The 23001-nt window shown below is 74.8% G+C and carries 18 protein-coding genes; 13 read left to right on the forward strand and 5 right to left on the reverse strand.

The window, feature by feature from the left end:
• Window positions 1–8: 8 nt before the first annotated feature.
• Window positions 9–2066 (reverse strand): DNA mismatch repair endonuclease MutL, encoded by a 2058-nt coding sequence (gene mutL, locus WME97_RS48420; protein WP_437547951.1) that lies wholly within the window; start codon window positions 2064–2066, stop codon window positions 9–11.
• A complete protein-coding gene (locus tag WME97_RS48425) occupies window positions 2063–2734 on the reverse strand; it encodes a hypothetical protein (RefSeq protein ID WP_437547952.1) in 672 nt (223 codons plus the stop codon). Before WME97_RS48425 ends, mutL begins: the two co-directional genes overlap by 4 nt.
• Window positions 2735–2879: 145 nt before the next feature.
• On the opposite strand from WME97_RS48425, the gene WME97_RS48430 reads away from it, so the two are divergent.
• Window positions 2880–4169, forward strand: coding sequence for an RNA polymerase factor sigma-32 (locus WME97_RS48430; RefSeq protein WP_437547954.1), 1290 nt, complete (start codon window positions 2880–2882; stop codon window positions 4167–4169).
• A gap of 3 nt (window positions 4170–4172) precedes the next feature.
• Window positions 4173–5039: a 16S rRNA (cytidine(1402)-2'-O)-methyltransferase gene (rsmI, locus tag WME97_RS48435; RefSeq protein ID WP_437547956.1), complete on the forward strand. Its 867-nt coding sequence runs from the start codon at window positions 4173–4175 to the stop codon at window positions 5037–5039.
• A gap of 178 nt (window positions 5040–5217) precedes the next feature.
• On the opposite strand, the gene WME97_RS48440 is transcribed toward rsmI, so the two are convergent.
• Together WME97_RS48440 and WME97_RS48445 are read right to left on the reverse strand one after the other, a co-directional pair.
• Window positions 5218–6351, reverse strand: a complete 1134-nt coding sequence (locus tag WME97_RS48440; protein WP_437547958.1) for a mannose-1-phosphate guanylyltransferase — start codon at window positions 6349–6351, stop codon at window positions 5218–5220.
• An 80-nt stretch (window positions 6352–6431) separates the two neighbouring features.
• Window positions 6432–7256 carry an undecaprenyl-diphosphate phosphatase gene (locus WME97_RS48445; RefSeq protein WP_437547960.1) on the reverse strand — a complete coding sequence of 275 codons (825 nt, stop codon included), beginning with the start codon at window positions 7254–7256 and terminating at the stop codon, window positions 6432–6434.
• Window positions 7257–7425: 169 nt separating this feature from the next.
• On the opposite strand from WME97_RS48445, the gene WME97_RS48450 reads away from it, so the two are divergent.
• From WME97_RS48450 to WME97_RS48465, 4 genes are read left to right on the forward strand one after another with little or no spacing between them, the layout of a single operon-like run.
• Window positions 7426–7938, forward strand: a complete 513-nt coding sequence (locus WME97_RS48450; RefSeq protein ID WP_437547962.1) for an NADH-quinone oxidoreductase subunit A — start codon at window positions 7426–7428, stop codon at window positions 7936–7938.
• The gene (gene nuoB, locus WME97_RS48455) at window positions 7935–8483 is read left to right on the forward strand and encodes an NADH-quinone oxidoreductase subunit NuoB (protein WP_012241670.1); all 549 of its coding nucleotides are present in this window, start codon (window positions 7935–7937) and stop codon (window positions 8481–8483) included. The genes WME97_RS48450 and nuoB overlap by 4 nt, the downstream gene beginning before the upstream one ends.
• A gap of 36 nt (window positions 8484–8519) precedes the next feature.
• Window positions 8520–9068, forward strand: coding sequence for an NADH-quinone oxidoreductase subunit C (locus WME97_RS48460; RefSeq protein WP_437547964.1), 549 nt, complete (start codon window positions 8520–8522; stop codon window positions 9066–9068).
• Window positions 9065–10231, forward strand: a complete 1167-nt coding sequence (locus WME97_RS48465; protein ID WP_437547966.1) for an NADH-quinone oxidoreductase subunit D — start codon at window positions 9065–9067, stop codon at window positions 10229–10231. Before WME97_RS48460 ends, WME97_RS48465 begins: the two co-directional genes overlap by 4 nt.
• A 42-nt stretch (window positions 10232–10273) precedes the next feature.
• On the opposite strand, the gene WME97_RS48470 is transcribed toward WME97_RS48465, so the two are convergent.
• Window positions 10274–12334 (reverse strand): hypothetical protein, encoded by a 2061-nt coding sequence (locus tag WME97_RS48470; protein WP_437547967.1) that lies wholly within the window; start codon window positions 12332–12334, stop codon window positions 10274–10276.
• Window positions 12335–12764: 430 nt separating this feature from the next.
• On the opposite strand from WME97_RS48470, the gene WME97_RS48475 reads away from it, so the two are divergent.
• From WME97_RS48475 to WME97_RS48505, 7 genes are all read left to right on the forward strand, one after another.
• A complete protein-coding gene (locus WME97_RS48475) occupies window positions 12765–13121 on the forward strand; it encodes a hypothetical protein (RefSeq protein WP_272096808.1) in 357 nt (118 codons plus the stop codon).
• A gap of 88 nt (window positions 13122–13209) precedes the next feature.
• Window positions 13210–14526: a YcaO-like family protein gene (locus tag WME97_RS48480; RefSeq protein ID WP_437547969.1), complete on the forward strand. Its 1317-nt coding sequence runs from the start codon at window positions 13210–13212 to the stop codon at window positions 14524–14526.
• The gene (locus WME97_RS48485; RefSeq protein ID WP_437547971.1) at window positions 14504–15244 is read left to right on the forward strand and encodes a TOMM precursor leader peptide-binding protein; all 741 of its coding nucleotides are present in this window, start codon (window positions 14504–14506) and stop codon (window positions 15242–15244) included. Before WME97_RS48480 ends, WME97_RS48485 begins: the two co-directional genes overlap by 23 nt.
• Entirely contained in the window at window positions 15241–17046 is a 1806-nt protein-coding gene (locus WME97_RS48490) for a SagB family peptide dehydrogenase (RefSeq protein ID WP_437547973.1), read from the forward strand. The genes WME97_RS48485 and WME97_RS48490 overlap by 4 nt, the downstream gene beginning before the upstream one ends.
• Window positions 17033–17812, forward strand: coding sequence for a nitroreductase family protein (locus tag WME97_RS48495; protein ID WP_437547974.1), 780 nt, complete (start codon window positions 17033–17035; stop codon window positions 17810–17812). Before WME97_RS48490 ends, WME97_RS48495 begins: the two co-directional genes overlap by 14 nt.
• Window positions 17809–20340, forward strand: a complete 2532-nt coding sequence (locus WME97_RS48500; RefSeq protein ID WP_437547976.1) for a lantibiotic dehydratase — start codon at window positions 17809–17811, stop codon at window positions 20338–20340. Before WME97_RS48495 ends, WME97_RS48500 begins: the two co-directional genes overlap by 4 nt.
• On the forward strand, window positions 20337–22946 hold the full coding sequence (locus WME97_RS48505; RefSeq protein ID WP_437547978.1) for a thiopeptide-type bacteriocin biosynthesis protein: 2610 nt from the start codon (window positions 20337–20339) through the stop codon (window positions 22944–22946). The genes WME97_RS48500 and WME97_RS48505 overlap by 4 nt, the downstream gene beginning before the upstream one ends.
• The last annotated feature ends 55 nt before the right edge of the window (window positions 22947–23001 follow it).

Here is a 23001-nt window from a genome sequence, read left to right on the forward strand (position 1 = left end):
CGCCTCGCTCACCGCCTCCCCACGCGGTGCTCCAGCTCTGGCCAGCCGACGCGCATCACGATGGGCCGGCCGTGCGGGCAGTGGCCGGCGAAGTCGACCTCGTCGAGCGCCGTGAGCAGCGCCCGCGCCTCCTCCGGCGCCACCGGGTCGCCCGCGCGCAGCGAGCCGTGGCAGGCCATCGTCGCCAGCGCGAGGTCCACCGCGCCCGAGAAGGCGCGCTCGCCCGAGTGGCTCAGCTCGTCCACGAGGTCGCGCACGAGGCGCTCGGGCGCCGCGCGGCGGAGCAGCGTCGGCACCGCGTGCACCGCGAGCTGCGCCGCGCCCGCCGGGCGCACGTCGAGCCCGAGCCGCGCGATCGCCTCCTGCGCCTCCTCGACGAGCGACACCTCCGCCGGGGCCGCCTGGACGATCACGGGGAAGAGCAGCTTCTGCGTGGCGACGTCGCGCCCGTCGAACGACGCGCGCAGGCGGTGGAACGTCACGCGCTCCGCCGCCGCGTGCTGATCGAGGAAGTAGATGCCGTCCGGCCCCTCGCACACGAAGAAGGTGTTGCGCACCTGGGCGAGGAAGCGCAGCGACCCCCAGGAGACAACGCGCTCGGCCGCGGCGAGCACGGGCCCGCTGCGCGCCGGTAGATCCGGGTAGGGGACGGGCGGCGACCCCGGCGCGGGCGCCGGCGGCTCGCCCGGCCCGGCGCCCGCCGGGAGCCCGCCGCGCGCCGGGAGATCGAGCGCCGCGATGTCGGCCCACGCCCCGAGCTGCGTCGGCGCTGCCGGCCCGGCCGGCGCAGCGTGAGGGCGTGCCGGCGGGACCCCGCCGAGGTCGCCGCCGAGGCCCCATGGATCGCCCGGCGGCCCCTGCCGCTCGCCCGATGCGCCCGCCGTGGGCGTCGATGGCCCTGCCGCGGGCGCCTCCGCCGCGGGGCCGCTCGACCAGACCCAGGCGTCTCCGGGCGGGGACGCCGCGTCCTCGAAGAGCTTGCCCTTGCGGCCCTGGAAGCCGCCGGGGGCCGGCGCGGGCAGGCCGAACGCCGCGGCCACCTGCGCGGCGACGATCTTGTAGAGCGCGTCGGCGACGGCGCGGCCGTCGGCGAAGCGGACCTCGGCCTTCTGGGGGTGGACGTTCACGTCCACGAGCTCGGCGGGCAGATCGATGAACACCGCGCCGATCGGGTACCGGCCCGGCTCGAGGACGCTGCCGTAGGCGAGCGCGATCGAGCGCGCCAGCGAGCGGTCGCGCACGTGCCGGCCGTTCACGAACATCCACAGCCAGCTGGCGCCCGAGCGGGCGCGCTCCGGCCGCGACACGAACGCCTCGACCGTGAGCGGCCCGCGCTGGCCCGCGCACGTCGCGAGCTCCTCGCCCGCGAGCATCGCGCGCGCCCGCTCCGCGCGGCTCGAGGTGCGCAGCCACTCCCGCGCGACGCGCCCGTCGCGCGAGAGGACCAGCGTCACGCCCGGCTCGCCGAGCGCGACCGCCTGCGCGATCTCGGACACGTGCGCCGACTCGGTGCCGACGGCGCGCAGGAACTTGCGCCGCGCGGGGACGTTGAAGAAGAGATCGCGCACCTCGACCACGGTGCCGGCGGCGCACCCGCAGGGGATGGCCTGCGCCGCGCCGCCGCCCTCGATCCGGATCTCCGTCCCCTCGGACTCGCCGTCGCGCCGCGTCCGCAGCGAGAAGCGGCTCACCGAGGCGATGCTCGGGAGCGCCTCGCCGCGGAAGCCGAAGCTCTGGATGCTGCGGAGGTCGTCGATCCGGGCGATCTTGCTCGTGGCGTGGCGGAGCACCGCGAGGGAGGCGTCCTCGCGGCTCATCCCGCGCCCGTCGTCCGCGACGCGCACCAGGCCGACGCCGCCCCCCTCGATGTCGACGCGGATGCGGCGCGCGCCCGCGTCGAGCGCGTTCTCGACGAGCTCCTTCACGACGCTCGCCGGCCGCTCGACCACCTCGCCCGCCGCGATCTGGTTGGCGAGGTCGTCCGGGAGGATGGCGACTTTCCGCTCCTCGGCCTGCGTGAGCGTCGATCGAGGATCCGCGCCGGCGATCCTCTCCGCGGTGCTCATGGCTCGTCGCCGGGGTCGACCGCCCGGGCGACCGCCTGGAAGTACATCTTGGTGCGCTCCCGCGTCAGCGCCACGGCGGCGGAGCCGAGGACGGCCAGCTCGAAGATCGCGAAGCGCACCCGCTCGGCGGTCCACCAGAGTCCGGTGTTCGTGAGGCCCGCGCGCTCGGGGATGTCCGGCGGGAGGAGCGCCCCCGCCTGCGCCACCATGTCGATCCAGGCGCCGCGGACGCCCCGCGTGAGCGCGTACTCGACCGCGGCGAAGGCCAGGTTGGCGATGAGGACCTGGAGGACGAAGCCGCGCGTGCCGGGCCGCCCGCCGAGCGCCAGCCCGCTCGCGACGACGAGCAGCCCGCCGAGGAGCAGCTTCCCGATGCTGAGGGGGAAGGAGACGTCCTGGTACAGGCTCAGCGCGCGCGCCTGCGCGGCCTCGAGCACGAGGAACGTGAACTGGAACGGATCCCCCTGGTCGCGCGCTTGCTCGGCCACGGCCATGACGTCGGGGGCCATGCCGGCGCGCAGGTACATGGCCGTCCCGCACCCGGCCATGAAGCCGCGCACGCCGATGAGCCAGGTGAGCAGCATGGTGGCCACCAGGTACCAGGGGCGCAGCGAGCGCGGGCGCGGAGGGCGGTGCGAGTCCACGTGGAGGAGGCTGGCGTGTAGCACGTTCTCCGATCTCGCGCGCTCTCTTCCTTACCTGCGGATCGCGGAGCGGGTAGCCTCCGGATCGCGAAGCGCCCGCGCGCCTGCGCGCCGGCACAGGTGGCGCGGTGCGGCGGGGCTGTACTAGAACTTCGAGGACGAGGTCCGGGTGGCGAAGAGCAAGAGCGAGCCGCGAACGAAGCGAACGAAGGGGACCGCAGCGCCCCAGCCCGACGGGGTGGCGAAGGCGGGGCTCCAGGCCGGAGCGGAGGGTGAAGGCGCGGACCTCCGGCCCGACTCGGAGGCGGCCCCCCGGCCCGCCGCGAAGCGCCGCGCGCGCTCCACCGCGAAGGACGGCGGGCGCGCGGGCGGCGAAGCGCAGCCCGCGGAGAGCGACGACGAGGGCCCGCGCGAGGAGGACGACGAGGCGGACGGCGCGCCCGAGAGCGGCGCCGCGAGGGCGGGCGACGTCGACGAGGGCGATGTCGTGGAGGTCGTCGGCGAGGTGATCGACGACGCGGGCGTCGATCTGAACGACATCGAGCTGCCGCGCTCCGCGCGGGCCAGCGGCGGCGACGGCCGCGGCGGCGGCGGCAGCGACGCCGCGCTGTCGCGCACGGACCCGCTGCAGGCTTACCTGCGCGAGGTGCAGCGCCACGCGCTGCTCACGCCGGACGAGGAGAAGGAGCTGACGATCAAGTACACGAAGACGCAGGACGTCGCGACCGCCGCGCGGCTCGTGACGGCGAACCTGCGGCTCGTGGTCAAGCTCGCGTACGAGTACCGGCGCGCCTACAAGAACATCATGGACCTCATCCAGGAGGGGAACATCGGCCTGATGCAGGCCGTGAAGCGCTACGACCCGTACCGCGGCGTGAAGCTCTCCTCGTACGCGGCCTGGTGGATCCGCGCGTACATCCTCCGCTTCATCCTCAACAACTGGCGCCTCGTGAAGCTCGGCACGACGCAGGCGCAGCGGAAGCTCTTCTTCAACCTCAACAAGGAGAAGGCGAAGCTCTCGGCGATGGGCATCGAGCCCACGGCGGCGGAGATCGCGAAGCGCCTGTCGGTCGAGGAGAAGGAGGTCGTCGACATGGACCGCCGCCTCGCGAGCGGCGAGGCCTCGCTCGACGCCCCGGTCGGCGACCTCGAGGGCCGGACGATCCCGCGCGTCGAGCTGCTCGTGTCGTCGGGGGCGAGCCCGGACACCGCGTACGAGGCGAGCGAGATGGGCAGGCTCGTCCACGATCGGCTCTCGAAGTTCCGCGAGACGCTGAAGGGCAAGGACGTGATCATCTTCGACAAGCGCATGGCCGCCGAGGATCCGCTCACGCTCCAGGAGCTCGGCAACGAGTTCGGCATCTCGCGCGAGCGCGTGCGCCAGCTCGAGGCGCGGCTCCAGTCCAAGCTGCGGACGTACCTCCAGGAGGAGCTCGGCGACGCCGTCGAGATGGACTAGGCCGTGTCGAGCGGCGGCGAGCAGGGCGGGTCGAGCGACCGCGGTTGCCTCTACGTGGTGGCGACGCCGATCGGCAACCTCGGCGACATCACGCTGCGCGCGGTCGAGACGCTGCGCGGGGCGGACCGGATCCTCGCGGAGGACACGCGGCGGGCCCGGGCGCTCCTCGGCCACCTCGGCGTCTCGGGCAAGCCGGTCGACCGGTTCGACGCGCACGCCTCGGAGGCGGACGCGGCGCGCGCGGCCGCGCGGCTCGCGGCGGGCGAGTCGATCGCCTTCATGACCGACGCCGGCACGCCGGTCGTGAGCGATCCGGGGACGGCGCTCGTGCGCGCGGCCACGGAGGCGGGGGCGCGCGTCGTGGCGATCCCCGGGCCGAGCGCGGTGATGGTGGCGGTGAGCGCGTCGGGGCTCGTGACGGGGGGCTTCCGCTTCGTCGGGTTCCTGCCTCGCGGCGGGCGCGAGCGGCGCGAGGCGCTGGCCCTCGTCACGTCGACGCCGGAGGCGGTTGTGCTGTTCGAGTCGCCGCGGCGCTTCAGCGAGACGCTGGCCGAGCTCGCCGAGCGGATGCCCGGGCGGCGCGCCGTCGTCGCGCGCGAGCTGACGAAGGTGCACGAGGAGATCCTGAGCGGCAGCGTGGAGGAGCTCGCGGCGATCGAGCGGGAGTGGCTCGGGGAGATCACGCTCGTGCTCGCGCCCGCGGCGCCGGCCGCGGAGGGCGCGCGCCCGAGCGACGAGGAGCTCGACGCGCGCATCGATCGGGAGCTCGCCCAGGGGAGGCGGGCCAAGCACATCGCCGAGGAGCTGTCGGTGGAGCTCGGGCTACCGCGGCGCGAGATCTACGCGCGGACGGTGGCGCGGCGTGGGTAGCGCGAGAGAAAAACGCAAAGGCGCCAAGGCGCAAAGACGCAAAAAGAGAAGAGATTGACGGAGCAGCGTCCCGGTGAGCAGCGGGCTCTGTCTCTCTCATGTTTCTTCTTGCGCCTTTGCGTCTTTGCGCCTTTGCGTTTTTTCTCTCCTCACTGCTCCGAAAAGGCGCGCCGCCGGGTCACGTGTGCCGGCCCTGCCCTCGCGCCTTCAGCTCATCGACGGCGTGCTTCACCTCCTGGGCCCGATCGCGCGGCACGATGAGCAACGCGTCGTCGGTCTCGACCACCACGAGGCCCTCCACGCCGACGAGCGCGATGACCCGGCGATCGTCGGGCGCGGCGCGCGCGCGCAGATCGACCACGTGGTTGCCGTGCGCGTCGATCAGCACCGACCCCGCGGGCGCGCTGTTGCCTCGCTCGTCCTTGTCGGCGAGCTCCCAGGCGCTCTGCCAGCTGCCCACGTCGCTCCAGCCGAAGTCGCCGGGCACCACGGCGAGCCCGGCGACGTGCTCCATCACGCCGTGGTCGACGCTGATGGCCGGGAGGCCCGGGAACACCCGCAGGACGGCCTCCGCCTCGGCGCCCGGGCCCAGCGCGGCGGCGCGGTCGATCTCGTCGAGCCCCGCGGCGAGCGCCGGCAGGTGGGCGCGGATCGCGGCCAGCATGTCGCCCGCGCGGAAGATGAACATCCCGGCGTTCCAGAGGAAGCGGCCGCTCGCCACGAACTCCGCGGCGCGCTCGCGGCTCGGCTTCTCGACGAAGCGCCGCACGCGGCGGGGCTCCGCGCCCTCCGCCCCGGCGGCCTCCTCCACCTCGATGTAACCGAAGCCCGTCTCCGGGTGCGTCGGGCGGACGCCGATCGTCGTGATCGCGCCGCCCTGGGCCGACGCGACGGCGGCCCCCAGCGCGTCGAGGAACCGCGGCACGTCGGCGATGTGGTGGTCGCTCGGGAGCACGACGACGACCGCCTCGGGGTCGTCGCGCGCGATGGTGGCGGCCGCCCAGCCGATGCACGGGGCCGTGTTGCGCGGCGCCGGCTCGACCAGCAGGCGCCGCTCGGACACCTCGGGCAGCGCCGCGCGGGTGGGCGCGACCAGGTGCTGGCCGGTCGCGATCCAGACGCGCTCCCAGCCCGCGCGCCCGCCGCGGGCGCACAGCGGGAGCACGCGGCGCGCCGTCGCGGCGAGCAGCGGCTCGCCGCCGAGCAGCGGCAAGAGCTGCTTCGGGCGCGCGGCGCGCGACGCCGGCCAGAAGCGGGTGCCCGCGCCGCCGGCGAGGATCAGGACGTGGATGGAGGGGTCGGTCGGGGTCATCGGCGCTTCTCCGCGGTCTGGACGGGCGGCTTGGACGTCGAAGAGGGTCGCACGGTTGCGGTGCGGCCGCCGAGGGGCGCTCAGGCGAGGCCGGGCAGCGCGCGCGCGTAGGCCACCATCGCGAGGCCGAGGGGGACGACCCACAGCGAGAGCGCGCCGACGCGCCGCCGCTCGGCGAGGGCGCGGAGCGCGGAGGCCGCCGCGGCGGCGCTCACGAAGGCGGCGAGGAGGCCGAGCGCCACGGCGCCCGCCCCTGGCGCCGGGCCGTGGAAAGCGCGCGCCTCGGCGAGCGCCGAGACGAGCAGCGCGGGGAGGCTCAGCGCGAGCGCGAGCTCGACGGCGCGCGCGGGCCGGACGCCGAGCCAGAGCAGCACGACGAGCGCGGCCCCGACCCGCGACGCGCCAGGCAGCGCCGCGACCCCGTGCGCCGCGCCGGCCGCGAGCGCCCCGGCGATCGACGGCGCGTCGGTCTCGTCGCGTCCGTCCCGCCGCGGCGCGAGTGCGGTGCTCGCGAGCGCCGCGCCGGTGGCGAGCAGGCCGAGCCCTACCGCGAGCGGCGCGTCCCGCCACGGCGCGACGTACGGACGGAGCGCCGCCGCGACGAGCAGGCTGACCGCGGCGCCCAGCGCGAGCCCCGCGGCGTCGCGCGCCGGCGGCGACGAGCTGAACAGCGACGGCCTCGCGAGCGCCCGGGCGCCCTCGCCGAGCGCGCGGAGGAGCCGCTGCCGCACGGCGAGCGCGAGCGCCGCGGCCGCCGCGAGCGCCTGCGCGGCGGCGACCCAGGCGTCGCCGTCGGCCGCGCGGAGCCAGAGCCGGGCCGCCGCGCCATGCCCGGTGGCCGAGATGGGCAGCGCCTGCGCCGCCCCCTGCACGGCCGCGAGCACCGTCACGTCAACGAGACCCACATCCGAGCGATATCCCAGCTCGGCGCGTCCTGTCGATCCCGAGCAGCAGCGCCGGCGAGGCCAGGGTCTGCTGGCTTGCCGCGGTTCAGCTTTTCACCTACATAACCACCCCTGGATCCGACCCCTCTCGCCTGAAACGAGGGGGGCGAGCCGAGCGAGGTTCCGCCCGATGTTGATGGCCTACGCCAGCGTTGCCGCGTTCTTTCTGGTGGCGATCGGCTTCATGCTCGGCTCTCTGCTGTTCGGGAGGCTGCTGCGCCCCAACAACATGTACGCCGAGAAGGTCGAGACGTACGAGTGCGGCGAAGCGCCTGTCGGGCCCGCGTGGTTCAACTTCAACCCGCGTTTTTACATCATCGCGCTCGTCTACATCATCTTCGACGTCGAGATAGCGTTCATCTACCCGGTCGCGGCCGTGTTCAAGCGCTGGGTGGACCAGGGCAACGGGCTCTTCGCGCTGATCGAGATCTTCCTCTTCGTGGCCATCCTGATGCTCGGCTTCGCCTATGTCTGGGTGAAGGGCGATTTCAACTGGATCCGCTCCATCAAGGGGGATCCGCGCGGGGCTCAGAACGTGAGCAGCCGGGCTCGACCGCGCGCGCCGCTCGCGGGCGCGGGCGAAGGCGCGCCGGCGGGCCTCCCGGGTCAGGCGGCGGCCGCCGAGGGAGGTGCGGAGTCATGACATCGAACCTGAACCTGATGGCCCCGCCCCGCGGGTGGGAAGCGAAGTACGAGAGCGACGGCGGCGGCGTCATCACGACGAGCGTCGATCAGACCGTCAACTGGCTGCTCAACTGGGGCCGGTCGAACAGCGTCTGGTACATGCTCTTCGGCCTGGCCTGCTGCGCCATCGAGCTCATGCAGACCGGCGGCCCCCGCGGCGATCTCGAGCGCTTCGGGGCCGCGCCGCGGCCGAGCCCCCGGTCGAGCGACCTGTTCATCATCGCGGGGACGCTGACGTACAAGATGGCGACCCGCGTGAAGCGCCTCTATGACCAGATGTCGGAGCCGCGCTTCGTCATCTCGATGGGCAGCTGCTCGAACTGCGGGGGCCTCTTCCAGTACGCCTATTCGGTCTGCAAGGGCGTGGACCAGATCATCCCGGTCGACGTCTACGTGCCCGGCTGCCCCCCGCGCCCCGAGGCGCTGCTCGAAGGGCTCCTCAAGATCCAGGAGAAGATCAAGAGCGAGCGGGCCCTCGGCCGCCGCGGCGCGACGGGCGGCTGAGCCCCCTCCTCTCGACTCGACACCTCCCGTACCCCCATGTCACCCGAAGAGATCTTCCAGGCGCTCCAGGCGAAGCTCGGCGAAGACGCGGTCTTCGACTTCCACCCCGTGTCCCCGAAGGATCGCGACGCCTGGCTCCAGGTCGCGCCCGCGAAGATCGAGCCCGTGTGCCGGCTCCTGCGCGAGGCGCCGGAGCTCGATTTCGATTACCTGGAGTGCATCACCGGGGTCGACTATCCCGATCTCAAGAAGATCGTCGTCGTCTATCACATCTACTCGTACGCGAAGAAGCACCGGGTCGTCCTGAAGGTGTTCCTCGACCGGGAGAGCCCCGCGGTGTCGACGCTCGTCGACGTGTGGTCGGCGGCGAACTGGCAGGAGCGGGAGTGCTTCGACCTGCTCGGCGTGCGCTTCGAGGGGCACCCGGATCTCCGCCGACTGCTCCTGCCCGACGACTGGGAGGGGCACCCCCTGCGCAAGGACTGGCAGGAGAAGGCCGAGTACCACGGCATCCCGACGCAGCGGCCGAACCCCGTCGAGCTCTTCAAGATCAAGCTCCCGAAGAAGGACGCGGAGGCGTCATGAGCCAGGTCATCTTCAGCGTCGATCGCGGGGGCGCGGAGCCGGGCGCCGAGATGGAAGACGAGATGACCCTCAACATGGGGCCTCATCACCCGTCGACCCACGGCGTGCTCCGCTTCATCATCTCGACGGACGGCGAGATCATCCGGAAGGCGGTGCCGGACGTCGGCTACCTGCACCGGAGCATCGAGAAGATCGGCGAGCGCTGCACGTACAGCGGCTTCATGCCGTACACGGATCGCGTCGACTACATCGCCGCGATGTTCGCCAACGAGGCCTGGGCGAGCGCCTGCGAGAAGCTGATGGGCATCGAGGTGCCGAAGCGGGCGCAGTACCTCCGCGTCATCTCCTGCGAGCTCAACCGGATCGGGAGCCACATGATCGCGCTCGGCGCGATGGCGATGGACGTCGGCGCGGTCACGCCGTTCCCGTGGGCGCTGCGAGAGCGGGAGTACATCAACGACTTCATCGAGGAGCTGTGCGGCGCGCGGCTCACCTTCAATTACCACCGCATCGGCGGCGTGTCGTTCGACATGCCGAAGGGGTGGGCCGACAAGGTGAGGCACTGGCTCGACCGCTTCGAGCCGATCATGGTCGAGTTCGACCGGCTCATCAGCCTGAACGACATCTTCATCAAGCGCCTCGCCAACGTGGCCGTGGTCACGGCCGAGGAGGCGAAGGACTGGGGGCTCGTCGGCCCCAACCTGCGCGGGTCCGGCGTGAAATGGGATCTCCGCAAGGAGGACGCCTATTCGGTCTACCCCGAGCTCGAGTTCGACGTCCCCGTGGGCCGCGGGCGCTACGGGACCGTGGGAGACTGCTGGGACCGGTTCTACGTCCGTGTCGAGGAGTGCCGCGAGTCGGCGAAGATCCTCCGCCAGGCGCTCGACAAGATCGACGAGCACCCCGAGGACGACATCCTGGGCAAGCTGCCGAAGAAGATGCGGCCCGACGGGGAGGCGTACGCTCGCATCGAGAGCGCCCGCGGCGACATGGGCTGTTACGTCATCGGGCGTGGCGCGGAGGAGGCGTACCGGGCGCGCTTCCGGACAGGGAGCTTCACCGCGATGGCGATGATCGAGGCCAAGAGCCCCGGGCTGTTCCTGGCCGACCTCGTGGCGCTCATCGCGAGCTTCGACGTCGTGGCGCCCGAGATCGACCGGTGAGCGGGGCGAGGGGCTCGAGGTGGTAGCCGGCGAATGGCTGTCTCAGTCCTCGCTTGCGGGCAGCGGCGGGGGCGGCGGCAGCGCGCGGGGGGGCTCGAGGCGCGTCGGCTCCGCCTTGCAGGCGACGGTGCGGCCATCGCAGCCACAGACGTTCCCGCCCAGATCCTCGTAGACCGCCGGGGAGCGCTCATCGACGTACCTCACGAGGTCGAGCGGCTCGCACGTGAAGGTCGTTGACGCGAGCCGCACCGTCGCGCCGACGTTGTAGATGCCGGCCGCGGTGCTCCGCTCGATCACGCTGTCCCGGACGAGGGCCTCCGCCTGACCCGTCTCGTTGTTGTAGGCGATGATGCCGTAGCCGTAGCCGTCCCCGCCGTCGAGCGTGCGCCCCAGGGTGTCCGTGATCGTCGTCGAGTCGATGGTCGCGTCCGAGTCGCTGAGGAAGAGGCCGCCGTCCCTGCTCGACTCGATAAGGACATTGCGCAGGTGAGCGCTCGCGCGCTCGCCGAGGTCGGGCAACGACTGGACATTGACGCCCCGGCCGACTTCCTCGTTCGACGGCAGCGGCCTCGTGTCGCGCACCACGGTCGAGTCCAGGGTCGCGTCGGCCCCGAAGACGGCGATCCCCATCCCGTAACTGCCTTCCACCGCGCTGCCGCGCACCTGGGCGCTCGAGCGCCGTTGATCGTGCGCGATCTCGATCCCCGCGCCGTAGTCGGGCGCGCCGGGGAGGATCTCCCGCACGAGGAGGCCATCGATCTCGACGTCGGAGCCGTTGATGACGACCCCCCTCTCGCGGCTCCGCTCGACAAGGACGTGCCGCAGCGCCACGAGGGCGGGGCGGCCGTCGACGCGGCTCGGCTCGGTGTAGAGGCCCATGCCGTGGCCCGGATCACCCTCCGTCAGCACCAGACCCGTGTCGCGCACGACCGTCGCCTCGATGGTCGCCTCTGCGCCGATCATCGCGATGGCGGCGGTGTGGTTTCGCTCCAGGACGCTGCCCCGGACCGTGAGGGTCCCCGGATCGAGGTCCGGGATATGGGTCGCCGTGAGCCCTGTGCCCGGCAGCTCCGCCGCGAGCCAGGCGACGTCGCGGACGACGCTGTCCTCGACGACGCCGTCCGCCCCGGAGAACCTGACCCCGAGCCCCCCGACGCGCTCGATAACGACGGATCGCGCCGTCACGCTCGCGCGGCGCTCGAACGACTCGACCTGCATCGCTATCGCATGGCCGTTGAACGGGTGCCCCCGGTCCCCGGTGGCGACATCGATATCGCGCAGGACCGTGCCCTCCAGCGTCACGGCGGCGTCCGCCACGACCATGCCTGCGCCCGTTGTGTGCTCCACGAGCGCCCCGCGCACGGTCAGGCTCGTTTCGGAGCCCAGGCTTGCGGCGAGGACGCCGACATCGCTGGTGTCGTGGATCCAGACCCGCTCGACAAGGACGTCGCGCGCGTTCGCCACGCCGAGGCCCATGCCCTGCCCGCGGATCGCGAGGTCGTGTATCTCCGTGGCGCTCGCGCCCCTCTCGATCTGGACGGCGATCGCCGAGGGCGGCCCGACGATCTCGACGCGCGCGGGGCACCGGCCCCAGAGCCGCACGGGCTGCCCTGAGATCAGCAGCTCTTCGGCGTAGCTGCCCTCCGCGATCGCGATCAGGGCGCCCCCGGCCGCGCGGTCGATCGCGTCCCGGATCGTCGTCCACGGTCTGGCCTCCGTGCCGTCGCTGTCCGCCCCGGCGTAGGCCGCGTCGACGAACTCGGTCGTCTCGTCGATCGGCGCGCCGCCCCACGGGCCCGCCCCGCACGGAGCGACCTCGCGCCACGCCGCCTCGCCGGGGACGGCCATCTGCCCTGGCGGGCCCGCCTCCGCCGGCAGCACGGGCACGCAGCCCTGCGCTCCGTCGGGCGTGAAGCCGCTCCCGCACCGCCCGGGCGGGACCCCCGCCGGCACGCAGCCCGCGCCGGTCTCCACCGCGCCCGGTGGGCACGGGAACGTGGGCCCGGCGTCCGTCCCCGGGCCGTCGACCGGGTCGAGGCGCTGCACGCACGCCGCGAGCAGCGCGATCTGCAGGAGAGAGAGGGCGAGCCGGTCTAGACGCATGGTGCTTCGGTGCCTCGCGGGAACGATACGCGCTCCTCGTCCCCGAGGCGCCCTCGGAGACCCGCCTGCGCATGTTGAGCGAAACCTTGCTCACTTGGGCGCGTAGTTGCGCATCGCGGGCCGCATCGTGGGGATGCCGCCCGCGCCCTGGCCGGCGCTCCGCCGGTCCCGGGCTGCGGTCGTGAGCTCGGGCCCCGCGGCATGCGCGTTGCTTTGACGTAAAGGAACGCAGGAACGCGAGCTTCGGGGCTGGAGCGGCGCCGGAAGGCACGCTCGCTGTCCGACGCTCACGGGGTGTCAAAGGCGACATGCCGCCTTGGGCCTCAAGGACTCTTCGGAGCGCATCCGAGAGGGCGCGCGCGGTCGTTCGCGAATCCTCGCGAGCGACCGCGCGCGTCGATACGTAGTCAACGTCTGTAAGGAGATTGCCATGCTCACCATCCAGAATACCGAGTCGATGTTCGAGACGCAGACGACCGCCGGCGCGACCGACGTCGTCGACACGAAGGCCGGCGTGCAGCGTCTCGAGCTCACCCTCAAGAAGATCAGCGAGAAGAGCAACGAGACGCTCCAGGCCGTCCCGCTGAGCTCCGCCTGTACGAGCGGGTGCTTCTCCTCGGTCAGCTCGATCAGCGTCTCGTCGAACTCGTCCTTCGACAGCCTCGACGAGGGGCAGCTCGAGAGCGTCATCCGCATGCACGACAAGGCGATCGACGTCATGGGCCAGGACGCCCTCGTCTCGGCCGCGATCGCCAAGGGCGTCGAGCTCGGCGCCGACAAGAAGTGAACCCGTAGGCGCACCCTGGGCGGCCCGGACGCGCGTCGCGCGTCCGGGCTCCCGGGGCGCTGCCTGCCCCGTTCAAGGAGCCGCCACCATGCCGGAGATCTCGCTCATCGATCGCCTCGCGCCGCTCATCGACGAGCGCTGCGGGATCATCCGCCGTGTCCGGCGCTTCATTTTTCCCCCCGGGTTCGAGGGGCAGATGCACGGCTTCACCGCGTTCCTCGGCAGGCCCGCGGCGCTCCACCCGGGCCCGTCCCGCACGGGCTCGAAGCTCGGGTCGCTCACGGGCTCCGGCACGGCCGTCGACGAGACCACCGCCCAGATCCGGGCCGTCTGCGAGGCCCTCGAGCGCTACTGCGGCGTCATGTACCCGACCGAGGGGGTGCTGCGCGCGACGCCGCGCTCGCTCGGCGATCGCGCGCTCGACCCGGCGCGGCTGCCGCGCTGCTCTGCGCGCGAGCGGGCCCGCGCGCCGTCGGCCTTCCGCCTGCGCGAGCCCGATCCGGATCGCGACGAGCTCTGGGTGCGCGGCTTCTCGCTCACCCACGGGCGCCCGATCTGGGTGCCGCTCACGGCGACGTACATGGGGTTGCCGCTGCCGATCCGCGAGCACGCGCTCTTCCCGCTCTCGACGGGGTTCGCGGCGGGCGCGAGCTTCCGGCAGGCGATCCTCTCGGGCCTGTGCGAGGTGATCGAGCGCGACAGCCTCGCGCTGTTCTGGCTGCACCAGCTCCGGATGCCGCGCATCGCGCCCGGGAGCGCGCGGAGCCCGCTCGTCGCGGCGCTCCTCCGCAGCGCCGAGGCCGCGGGCACGGAGACGGCGCTGCTCGATCTCACGACCGACGTCGGCGTCCCCGTGATCGGCGCCGTGCAGACGTGCGCGCACAGCGCGCCGCACGCGATCGCGATGGCGGCCTGCCGCCCCGACGGCGAGGCCGCGGCGGCGCGCGTCCTCGAGGAGGTGGGGAGCCTGCGGGTGGCGCTGAGCGAGCCCGCTCCGCCGGTCACCCGGGCGTCGTTCTTCACCGACGCCGATCAGACACCCGAGTCGTTCGGGCGCCTTTACGCGGGACCCGACGGCCCGGCGCGGTTCGCGTTCGCCACGCGCGAGGCGCCGGTCGCGACCGCCTTCCCCCGCCCGATCGAGGGCGACGACCCGCTCGCGGCGATCGTCGCGCGGCTCGCCGCGCTCGGCATGGAGGTGGTCGCCGTCGACGTGACGATGCCCGAGGTCCGCGACTTCGGGATCGTCGTCGTGAAGGTGATCGTGCCCGAGCTCCTGCCCATCAGCTTCACCCACCACGCGCGGTACCTCGCGCACCCTCGCCTGTACGACGCGCCGGAGAGGCTCGGGTACGGCGCTCGCACAGAGGAGTCGATCACCGATGATCCGATCCCGTTCGCCTGAGGAGAGCCCGGCCTCGGAGCGCGCCGCCGGCGCGCCCGCGGTGCACGTCCTCCGTGACGGAAAGCTCGGCGCCCGCTGCGCGGAGCTCCTGACCGGCGCGGGGGCGCGGGTCACGACGTCGGCGCTGGGCACGGGCGCGCCGGAGTCGCTGCCCGACGCGGTGGTCGTCCTCGCGACCGATCGCCCCCGGCCTGCGGCGGCGCTCGCGCTCGACGCGGCGGCGTTCGCGGCGCGCGTCGCCTGGACGTCGGGCACGCTGCTCGCGCACGAGCTCCGGATCGGGCCGTCGATCGTCCCCGGCCGCACGCCGTGCTTCGCCTGCTTCTCGCGGCGCGTGCGCTCGGTCGCGCTGGACCTCGAGGCGCACGACGCCCTCGAGGCGCTCGGGGCCTCGGGCGACCCTGGCCCCTGGTTCCAGGGCGAGCTCGCGGCCGTCACCGAGCAGGCCGCGGCGCTGCTCGCCGCGGAGGCGCTCGCGCTCTCCAGGGAGCGCGGCGCGCCCGAGCCGCCCCGCGCCGGAGCCGCGCGCATGGGGCGCTTCTGGGAGTGCGACGTCACGTCGGGCGCGCTCCGCGCGCGGCGCTTCGCCCGGGTCGGGCTGTGCGCGCGGTGCGCCGCCGGCGAGCACGCGGCGGGGCGCGGGGCGTCGCTCGCGGGCTACTTCGCCGAGCACCCGCTCGCGATCGCCGGATCGTCCGGCGTGGGAGGTGACCGATGAGCCCGTCCGATGATGCCTACGAGGCCCGCGATCTCAGCCGCTTCGCCGAGCTTTACTGGGAGCTCCGCTGCCCGGAGCGCCCGCGCTTCGTCGAGGATCTCCTCCGCGTGACGCTCCCGGGCGGAGAGCTCCACGTCCTCGGCGGCGAGGCGCAGATCATCCAGGGAGCGTCGCTCCCGTGGGTGATGGAGAACCTCGTGCCGCTGCTCGACGGGACGCGCACCGTCGGCGACGTCGAGGCCGCGTTTCCGGGCGTGGTCGCCTCTGACCTGCGGGACGCGATCCACCTGATGCACATGCACGGCATGCTCGAGGAGGGCGAGGGCGCCGCGGCCGACGAGGCCGAGGAGCCGCGCCGGGCGCAGCGCGCGTTCTTCAGCAGGTACCTCCGCCGGACCGGGCGCAACCGCAGCCGGGGGGAAGCGCAGCGGGCGCTCGAAGGCGCGCGCGTGCGCGCGCTGGGGGACGGCGACGCGAAGCTCGCGGGGATGCTCGTGACGATGCTCCGCGAGGCGGGCGTCGCCGACGTCCGCCTCGCCGCGAACGCCGGGGAGCTCGCGCAGGGCGAGGCCGATCTGGCCGTGGTGATCGGCGACCAGGAGGCGCTCGAGGCGGCGGCGCGCGCGTGCATCGCGGCGCGCGTACCGATGCTCGCGGCGAACCCCGGCACGTGGACGATCGGGCCGCTCACGATCCCCGGGGCGTCCGCGTGCCCGGCGTGCGTCCGGCTCCAGATCGGCGCTGCCGCGGCGGATCCGGCGCTCGACGACGGCGCTCTTCGCGCGCTCTGGGGGCGCGCGCTCGTGAGCCGGGTCGCGCAGCACGTGATCTTCCACGCGAGCGGGCTGCTCGCGGTGGCCCCGCTCGAGCACGTCGAGGTGTGGCGGCCCGGCGCCGGCGAGACGGCGCTCCACCCCTTCATGACCAGGCTGCCCAGCTGCCCGCTCTGCGGCGGCGACGCGCCGCCGCGGACGGCGACGCTCCCATCCGGCCACGCGGAGAGCCTCGCGCGGATGTTCCACAACACGACGGTCGTCCAGCCGTGGCACATCGGCCAGCACGCGGGGATGCAGGCGCACATCAGCCCGGAGGTGCGGAAGCTGCAGAGCACGCCGGCCGCGCCGTCGCCGCGGCGGCCTCCGGAGGGCGCGGGCACGCAGGTCGCCGCACCGCTCGGCGGGGCGTTCGGCGCGCCGGTGGGGGCCGCGCTGTCGCGACGGCGCGACGCGACGGGGCCGCTCGACGCGGGCGCGCTCGGCGCGCTGCTCGAGCTGAGCTTCGGCGGGCGCGTCGAGCGCCGCGCCGAGGGCGAGGCCCACGTGCGTCGCACCACCGCGTCGGCCGGGAACCTCGGCTCGGCGGAGGCGTACGTCGCCGCGGCGCGGGTCCCCGGGATCGCGGCGGGCGTCCACCGGTTCGAGCTCGCCGCGCGAGCGCTCACGCCGCTCCGCGCCGGCGTGGCCGCGGGCGCCCTCGCGCGCGCCGCGCTGGCGGGCGGGAGCGCCGAGCACGCCGCGGCCGTGGAGTCCGCGGGCGCCGTGATCGTCGTCGTCGGCTCGGTCGCGCGGGCGTGCTCCAAGTACTACGCGCGCGGGTACACCTACGCGCTGCTCGACGCCGGGTTGATGGCCCACCGCGTGGAGCTCCTCGCCCAGGAGCTCGGCCTCACGGCGACGACGGTCTGGACGTTCGACGACGAGGTCGTCGCGCGCGTGGTCGGCGTCGATGGCATCGATCTCGCACCGCATCTCCTCATCGCGCTCAGGGGCGCAGCCACGGAGGCCCGCGATGTCTCTCGCTGATCACCGGATCTCGTCCACGCTCGCCGCGGCGACCCAGCCCCTGCGGGGGGTCGCCGAGCTCGTCGTCGCGAGCCGCTACCCCGAGACGCGGCCGTCGCCGGAGCCCGCGCTCCCCGCGCCGTCGCCGCTGCCCGGGGACGCGGAGCGCGCCGTCTCGCTGCCCGCGCCGCGCGCGCTCGAGCCGGTCCAGCGCTCGCTCGCGTCGGTCATCGCCGCGCGGCGGAGCGGGAGGCTCTCGGCGGGGGCGATCGACGCGGCGACGCTCGGGACGCTGCTCGCAGCCGCCGCGGCGCGGCCGGCAGGGCTCGCGGACGCGACGCTCGATCCGCTGCTGTTTCCGGTGGTCTTCGACGTCGACGGTGTCCCGCCCGGCGCGCACCGCTACGACCGCGGCGAGCACCGCCTCGCGCCGATCGGCCCGGCGCCGCGCGTGTGGATGGCCGAGACCGCGATCCTGCAGCGCGAGCACGCCATGGGCGCGGCGGTGCTCTTCCTGGTGGTCCCGATCGGGCGGTGGCTCGTGGCGTTCGGCGATCGCGGCTACCGGGGCGCGGCGTTCGCGGCGGGGTGGCTCACCGATCGCCTTTACCTCGTCGCGGAGACGCTCGGGCTCACCTACACGGCGACCGGCGGCTTCGCCCCCGCGGTCGTCGACGAGGTCCTCGGGCTCGACGGCCGCGATCATACGGCGTTCTTCGCGTTCGCCGTCGGAGGGCACCGCCAGCCGACGTGCCGAGAGGCGCCTCGCGGAGGGCAGCCGCGATGAGCCGCGGGCTCCAGATCGCGCCGTGGGGCGCGCTGCGCGTCGCGGGGATGCCTGCCGACGCGCTCGTCGGGCTCCGCCTTCGCGAGAGCCCCGCGATCGAGCGCGAGCTCGCCGTGGCCGAGATCGAGCTCGCGGCCGCGCGGGCGGACGCGGCGGCGCGCATGTTCGACGTCGTGCGCGGGTGCGACGACGAGGCGCTGCGCCGCGCGGCGCTCGAGGTGAAGCGGCGGCTGTTCAACGGAAAGGCCGTGGCGGCCGGCGCGCTCGAGGGCGCGAGGACCGCGCCGCCGGAAGGGGCGCGCGCCGCGCTCGCGCTCGTCGACGCGCGCGCGGCCCGGTGCGCCGCGCTGGAGGAGCGCTACGAGGTGACGTTCGCCGCGGAGTGGATCGCCGCGTCGGAGCGCTTCCGGAAGACGCTCGGGAGCTCGCGCCTGCTCGGGGGGATCCTGCTCTCGAGCGCCGACCATCATACCACGGCGCAGAAGCTCGCGGAGATCCCGGGCGGCGCGCAGCTCACCTCGGCGCAGCAGATCCGCGAGGCCACGATCGCGCGTTACGTCTTCCGCGCCACGGCGCGCACGACGCCGTTCGCGGGGTTCGCGGGCGTCGCGCTGCTCGACCTCTCCGCGTCGCCCGAAGGCGTCTGCAGCGCGCCGCGCACGGCCGAGGAAGCGCGGTGGCGCAGCCTCCCGCAGCTCGCGCTCGCGCACGCCGGGGAGCTCGTCGCGCGCGCGATGTCCTCTCAGCCGGCGGCTCACGGCCACGCACGCGCGCGCCTGCCGCTCCGGATGAACCCGCTCCGGCGCTTCACGGCGGACGCTGCGCCGTCGGTCGTGTTCTCGCGCGCCGGGTCGGGCGAGCTGATGTCGCTCGGGTGGACCCCCGCCGTCGCCCGCCTCGTCGAGGGCGCCGAGGGGCGCACGATCGAGGACGCCGCCCGGGCGCTCGCGTCGGACGACGCCGACGAGCGAGCGTGCCGCGACGTCCTCGAGCAGCTCGTCGAGGCGGGCATGCTCGAGCCCGCGAGCGTCCCGATGGGGCCGACCCCTGCCGGGCTGCGCGCCGCGGCCGACGCCCTGGGCGAGATCGGGTGCGCGGGCGCGCCGGACGAGCTCCGCTCGGTCGCGCGTCGCCTCGAGGACTACGCGACCGCCGGCGTCGAGACCCGCGCGCGCCTCGCCGTCGAGCTCGGCCGCGGCCCTGGGCGCTCGGCCTTGCTCGAGGATGTCATGGTGGACGGCGCCTCCGGCGCGGAGCTCCCTGTCCCACGCGGGGCCCTCGCAGAGGCGCTCGAGCCGGTCGTGCGCTTCGTGCGCGCGAGCGCCTGCGGGGCCGCGCACCGCCGGCTCTGCGCGGCGTTCATCGAGCGGTTCGGTCGTGACGGCGTGTGCGACGACGTCGGCGGCTTCGTGACCGAGATCCTCGAGGACCCGCGGCGCGTCGCGGTCATCCGCGGCGCGTCCGAGCCGATCCGCTGGATCGACGCGGAGCTCGGCCGCGTCGCCGCCGCGGCGACGGGCGACGTCGTGCGCCTCGATCCAGGCCTCTTCGAGGGGCTCGCCGCCCCGGACACGCCGTCGTCGATGGCGCTCTTCCTCCAGATCGCGCCTCCCTGCCCGCGCGACGGCGGAGCGCCGCGCGTCGTGCTCAACGGCGCGCAGGCCGGGCGCGCGAAGTACCTGTCGCGCTACCTCGCGGACGCCGAGGGGCGCGCCCCCGAGGCCCTCGAGGCGATCCGCCGCCGCCTGGCGCAGGAGGACGGTCCGCTGCCCGTCGAGCTTTCGCCCACGCTCGGCCTCAACTTCCAGGTGCACCCGCGCCTCACGGCGTGGGCGCTCGAGCTCCCGTGGGAGCCGAGCGCGCCCGGCGACAAGGTCCTGCCGCTCCGCGATCTCTCCCTCCGCTTCGACGCGGCGGCGGTCGAGCTCCGGCTGCGATCGCGGCGCCTCGGCCGCCAGATCGAGCCGATCCACCTCGGCTTCCTGCGGGACGCCGCGCTCCCCGATCCGCACTTCCTGCTCCGCGCGCTCTCGCCGCGGCTCCGCGACGACACGGTGGCGGAGCGGGCGGACCTCTACAACGTGCTCGATCGCCTCGACCTCGCCCGGGGCGTCGCGCTGGCCCCGCGGCGCCCGCGCCTCACGGTCGGTCGCGTCGTGGTGGAGCGCGCGCGGTGGGCGATCCCGGTGAGCGCGATCCCGCGCAAGGAGCCGAAGCAGCCGTATGCGTCGTACTTCCGCGCGATCGCGCGCCTGCGGCGCGAGCTCGATCTCCCGAGCCGGGGGTTCGCCCGGTACGTCGGGCGGGAGGTGGCCGGCTACGGCTTCACCGAGACGAACATGTACGTCGACTGGGAGAGCCCGTTCACGCTGATCGGGCTGGCTCGCCTGCTCGGCGGTCCCGGCGACGGGTACCTCGTCTTCACCGAGCTCCTGCCCGAGCCCGAGGCGTCGTGGCTGCGCCTCGACGGGAGGCCGCACGCGGCGGAGCTGCTTGTCGAGATCGACGGCGAGAGGAGCGCGCGATGAGCTGGATCTACCGGAAGCTGTTCCACGATCGGGGCCTCGAGGGCGAGGGGACCGACGCGCTCCTCCTCGGGCTGATCGATCCGCTCGTGTCCGAGCTCGAGCAGCGCGGCGTGATCGATCGCTTCTTCTTCCTCCGGTACGCCGAAGGAGGCGACCACCTGCGGCTGCGCGTGCGCGTGGCGCCCGGGCACGACCCCGTCGACGTGGCGGCGCGCGTGGACGCCGCGGCGGCGTGCTGCGCCGCCGTGTCGCGCGCGGAGGCCGCCGCGTACGAGCCGGAGCTCGAGAAGCACGGGGGGCCCGCGGGGATGGAGATCGCGGAGCGGCAGTTCTTCGCGTCGAGCAGGTTCGCGCTCGGCTGTATCCGGAAGACGGCGGGGCGACCGCGGGCGCGCGCCCTCGTCGCGGCGTGCGCGCTCGATGCGCTGCTCGCGCGCGCGGGCATCGCGGGCGACGCGCGGCGGTCGTTCCTCGCGGGGTACGCGCGGCACTGGCGCACGTTCGCCCGCGCGATCTCGGGCATGGAGCTCATCGGCGCAGCGCCGGACGCCGAGTCGGTCGCGCTGGTGCGCGCGCTCGTGCGGGGAGAGGGGCTCGCCGCGCTCGGCGAGCTCGTCGACGGCGAGCGCGCGCTCCTCACCGCGTTCGACGCAGACCTGCCCGAGCTCGCCGAGGCGTCGCGGCGCGGAGCGCTCGGCGTGCCGCTGGCGACGGTCGTGACCAACCTCGCCCACACGTTCCATAACCGCCTCGGGCTCACGCTCGCCTTCGAGGTGTGGGTGGCCGACGCGCTCGCCGAGGCAGGCGCCCCGCGCGAGCCGCCGCGGGCTCGCCCGCCGGGCGTCTCGCCGGGCGAGGCGTGGCAGCGCCTCGCCCGCGCGGCCGAGCAGCGCCGGCCCGTCACCGCGCTCCTCGACCCCTGCGAAGGCGTCGCGCTCGACGCGCTCCGCGACGCAGCCCGCCGCGACGGCGTCCGGTTCCTCTTGCCCGCCGCGCCCGCCGGCGGGACTTCCGCGCCGTTCGCGCTGCTGCGCGCCCTCGCGGACGCTCACCCGGCGGGCGGCGCGCTCCTCGCTGCCCTCGGCCGCATCGAGGCCGCGCACGACGCGCCGGAGTGTCCGCTGCCGCCCGACCCGGCTTCCGTGGCCGAGGCGCTCCGCGCCTTCCTCGTGGAGCACACGCTCGAGCCCACGGTGCTCGTCCTCCGCGACGTCGACGGCGCCGACGCCGACACGCAGCACGCCGTCGCGTTCCTCGCGCGCGCCCTGGAGACGGAGCCGCTCGCCCTCGTCATCACCGCGAGCGGGCGCCCGAGCCCCGGGTGGGCCGCGATCGTCGCCGAGATCGAGGAGGGGCCGGGGCTCCTCCGCGTCGCGGCCGCGCCGGCGCCCGAAGGCGAAGCGGCCGCCCCCGCCGTGACGCCGGGGCCCGCGATGGTCGCGCGGGGCGAAGCGTTCTGCCGCGCCGGCGCGCTGCACGAGGCCGCCGCGATCCTCGGCGACGCCCTGGCGTCGCCCGGCCTCTCGCCCGAGGAGCGGGCCGACGCGCTCGTGGCGCTCGCGAGGACGATGCTCCGCATGTCGCGCCCCGCCCTCGCGCGGCAGGCGGCGGAGGCGGCGCTCCGCCTCGGCCTCCCGGAGCGCCGCCGCGCGCTCGCGCGGCGCGTCCTCCTCGCCGCGCTCCACAACCTGGGCGAGACCGCCGCGCTCGACGCGCTCCGGGACGAGGTCGCCCAGCAGCGCTTTGCGCCCGGCGCGTCCGCCGCGGAGCGCTGCTGGGCGGAGCTCGACGCCGCGCTCGTATGCGCGACCGACGAGCGCCGCGCCGAGCACGAGGCGCGGCTCGACGCCCTGCTCGCCGCGCCGCGCGGCGACGCGCCGCCGCAGTGCCTCGCCGCCGCGCACGCGTGGCGCGGCGCCGCGCACGCGGCCAGCGGCGAGCACGAGCGCGGCCTCGCGCACCAGCGCCGGGCGCTCGCCTTCGCCGAGGATCTCGCCGATTTCCGCCGCGCCCTCATGGTGCGCGTGCGCCTCGCGAGCAGCGTCGCGGCCGCGGGCGAGCTCGCCGAGGCGGCGGCGCTCTTCGAGATCGCGGCCTGTCACGCGGCGTGGATCGGCCTCTTCGACCTGGCGTCGCTCGCCGCGCAGAACGCGATCTCGCTCGGCCTCGCGCGCCGCGACGCGGCCCCGGTCCGCGCGTGGCTCGACGGCGCGCGGCCGGCGCGCGCCCGCGTGTGGCGCTCGCCCTACGGCGAGCTCGCCGTGCTCTACGCGCGCGCCGAGTCGGCCCTCGCGCGGGGGGAGGCCGGGGCGGCGGGGGCGCACCTCGATCGCCTGCGCGCGCGCCTCGCTGCGCTCGGGGGGGCCGCCCCGCGGAGCGCGCCCCTGCTCGCGCTCGCCGCGGCGCACCTCGAGGCCGACGTCGCCGCCGCCGCGGGGGACGACGCCGGCAGGGCGGCCGCGCTCGCGCGCGCCGCGGAGCTCACCGCGGGCGTGCCGCCGGAGGAGCGGCGGCTCGTCACGGCCATCGCCCGCGCGCGGCGCGACGCCTGCCGCGGCGACGGCCGCCACGACAGGCCGGTGGTCCTCGGTTTGCAGAGCACTTGAACGGAGAACGAACTCGAGCCGCGCCCGCCATCGGCGCAGAGCGAAGGAGAAGCAT

Origin of the sequence: Sorangium sp. So ce367 (genome assembly GCF_051520455.1) — a bacterium.
GTDB classification, from domain to species: domain Bacteria; phylum Myxococcota_A; class Polyangia; order Polyangiales; family Polyangiaceae; genus Sorangium; species Sorangium cellulosum_B.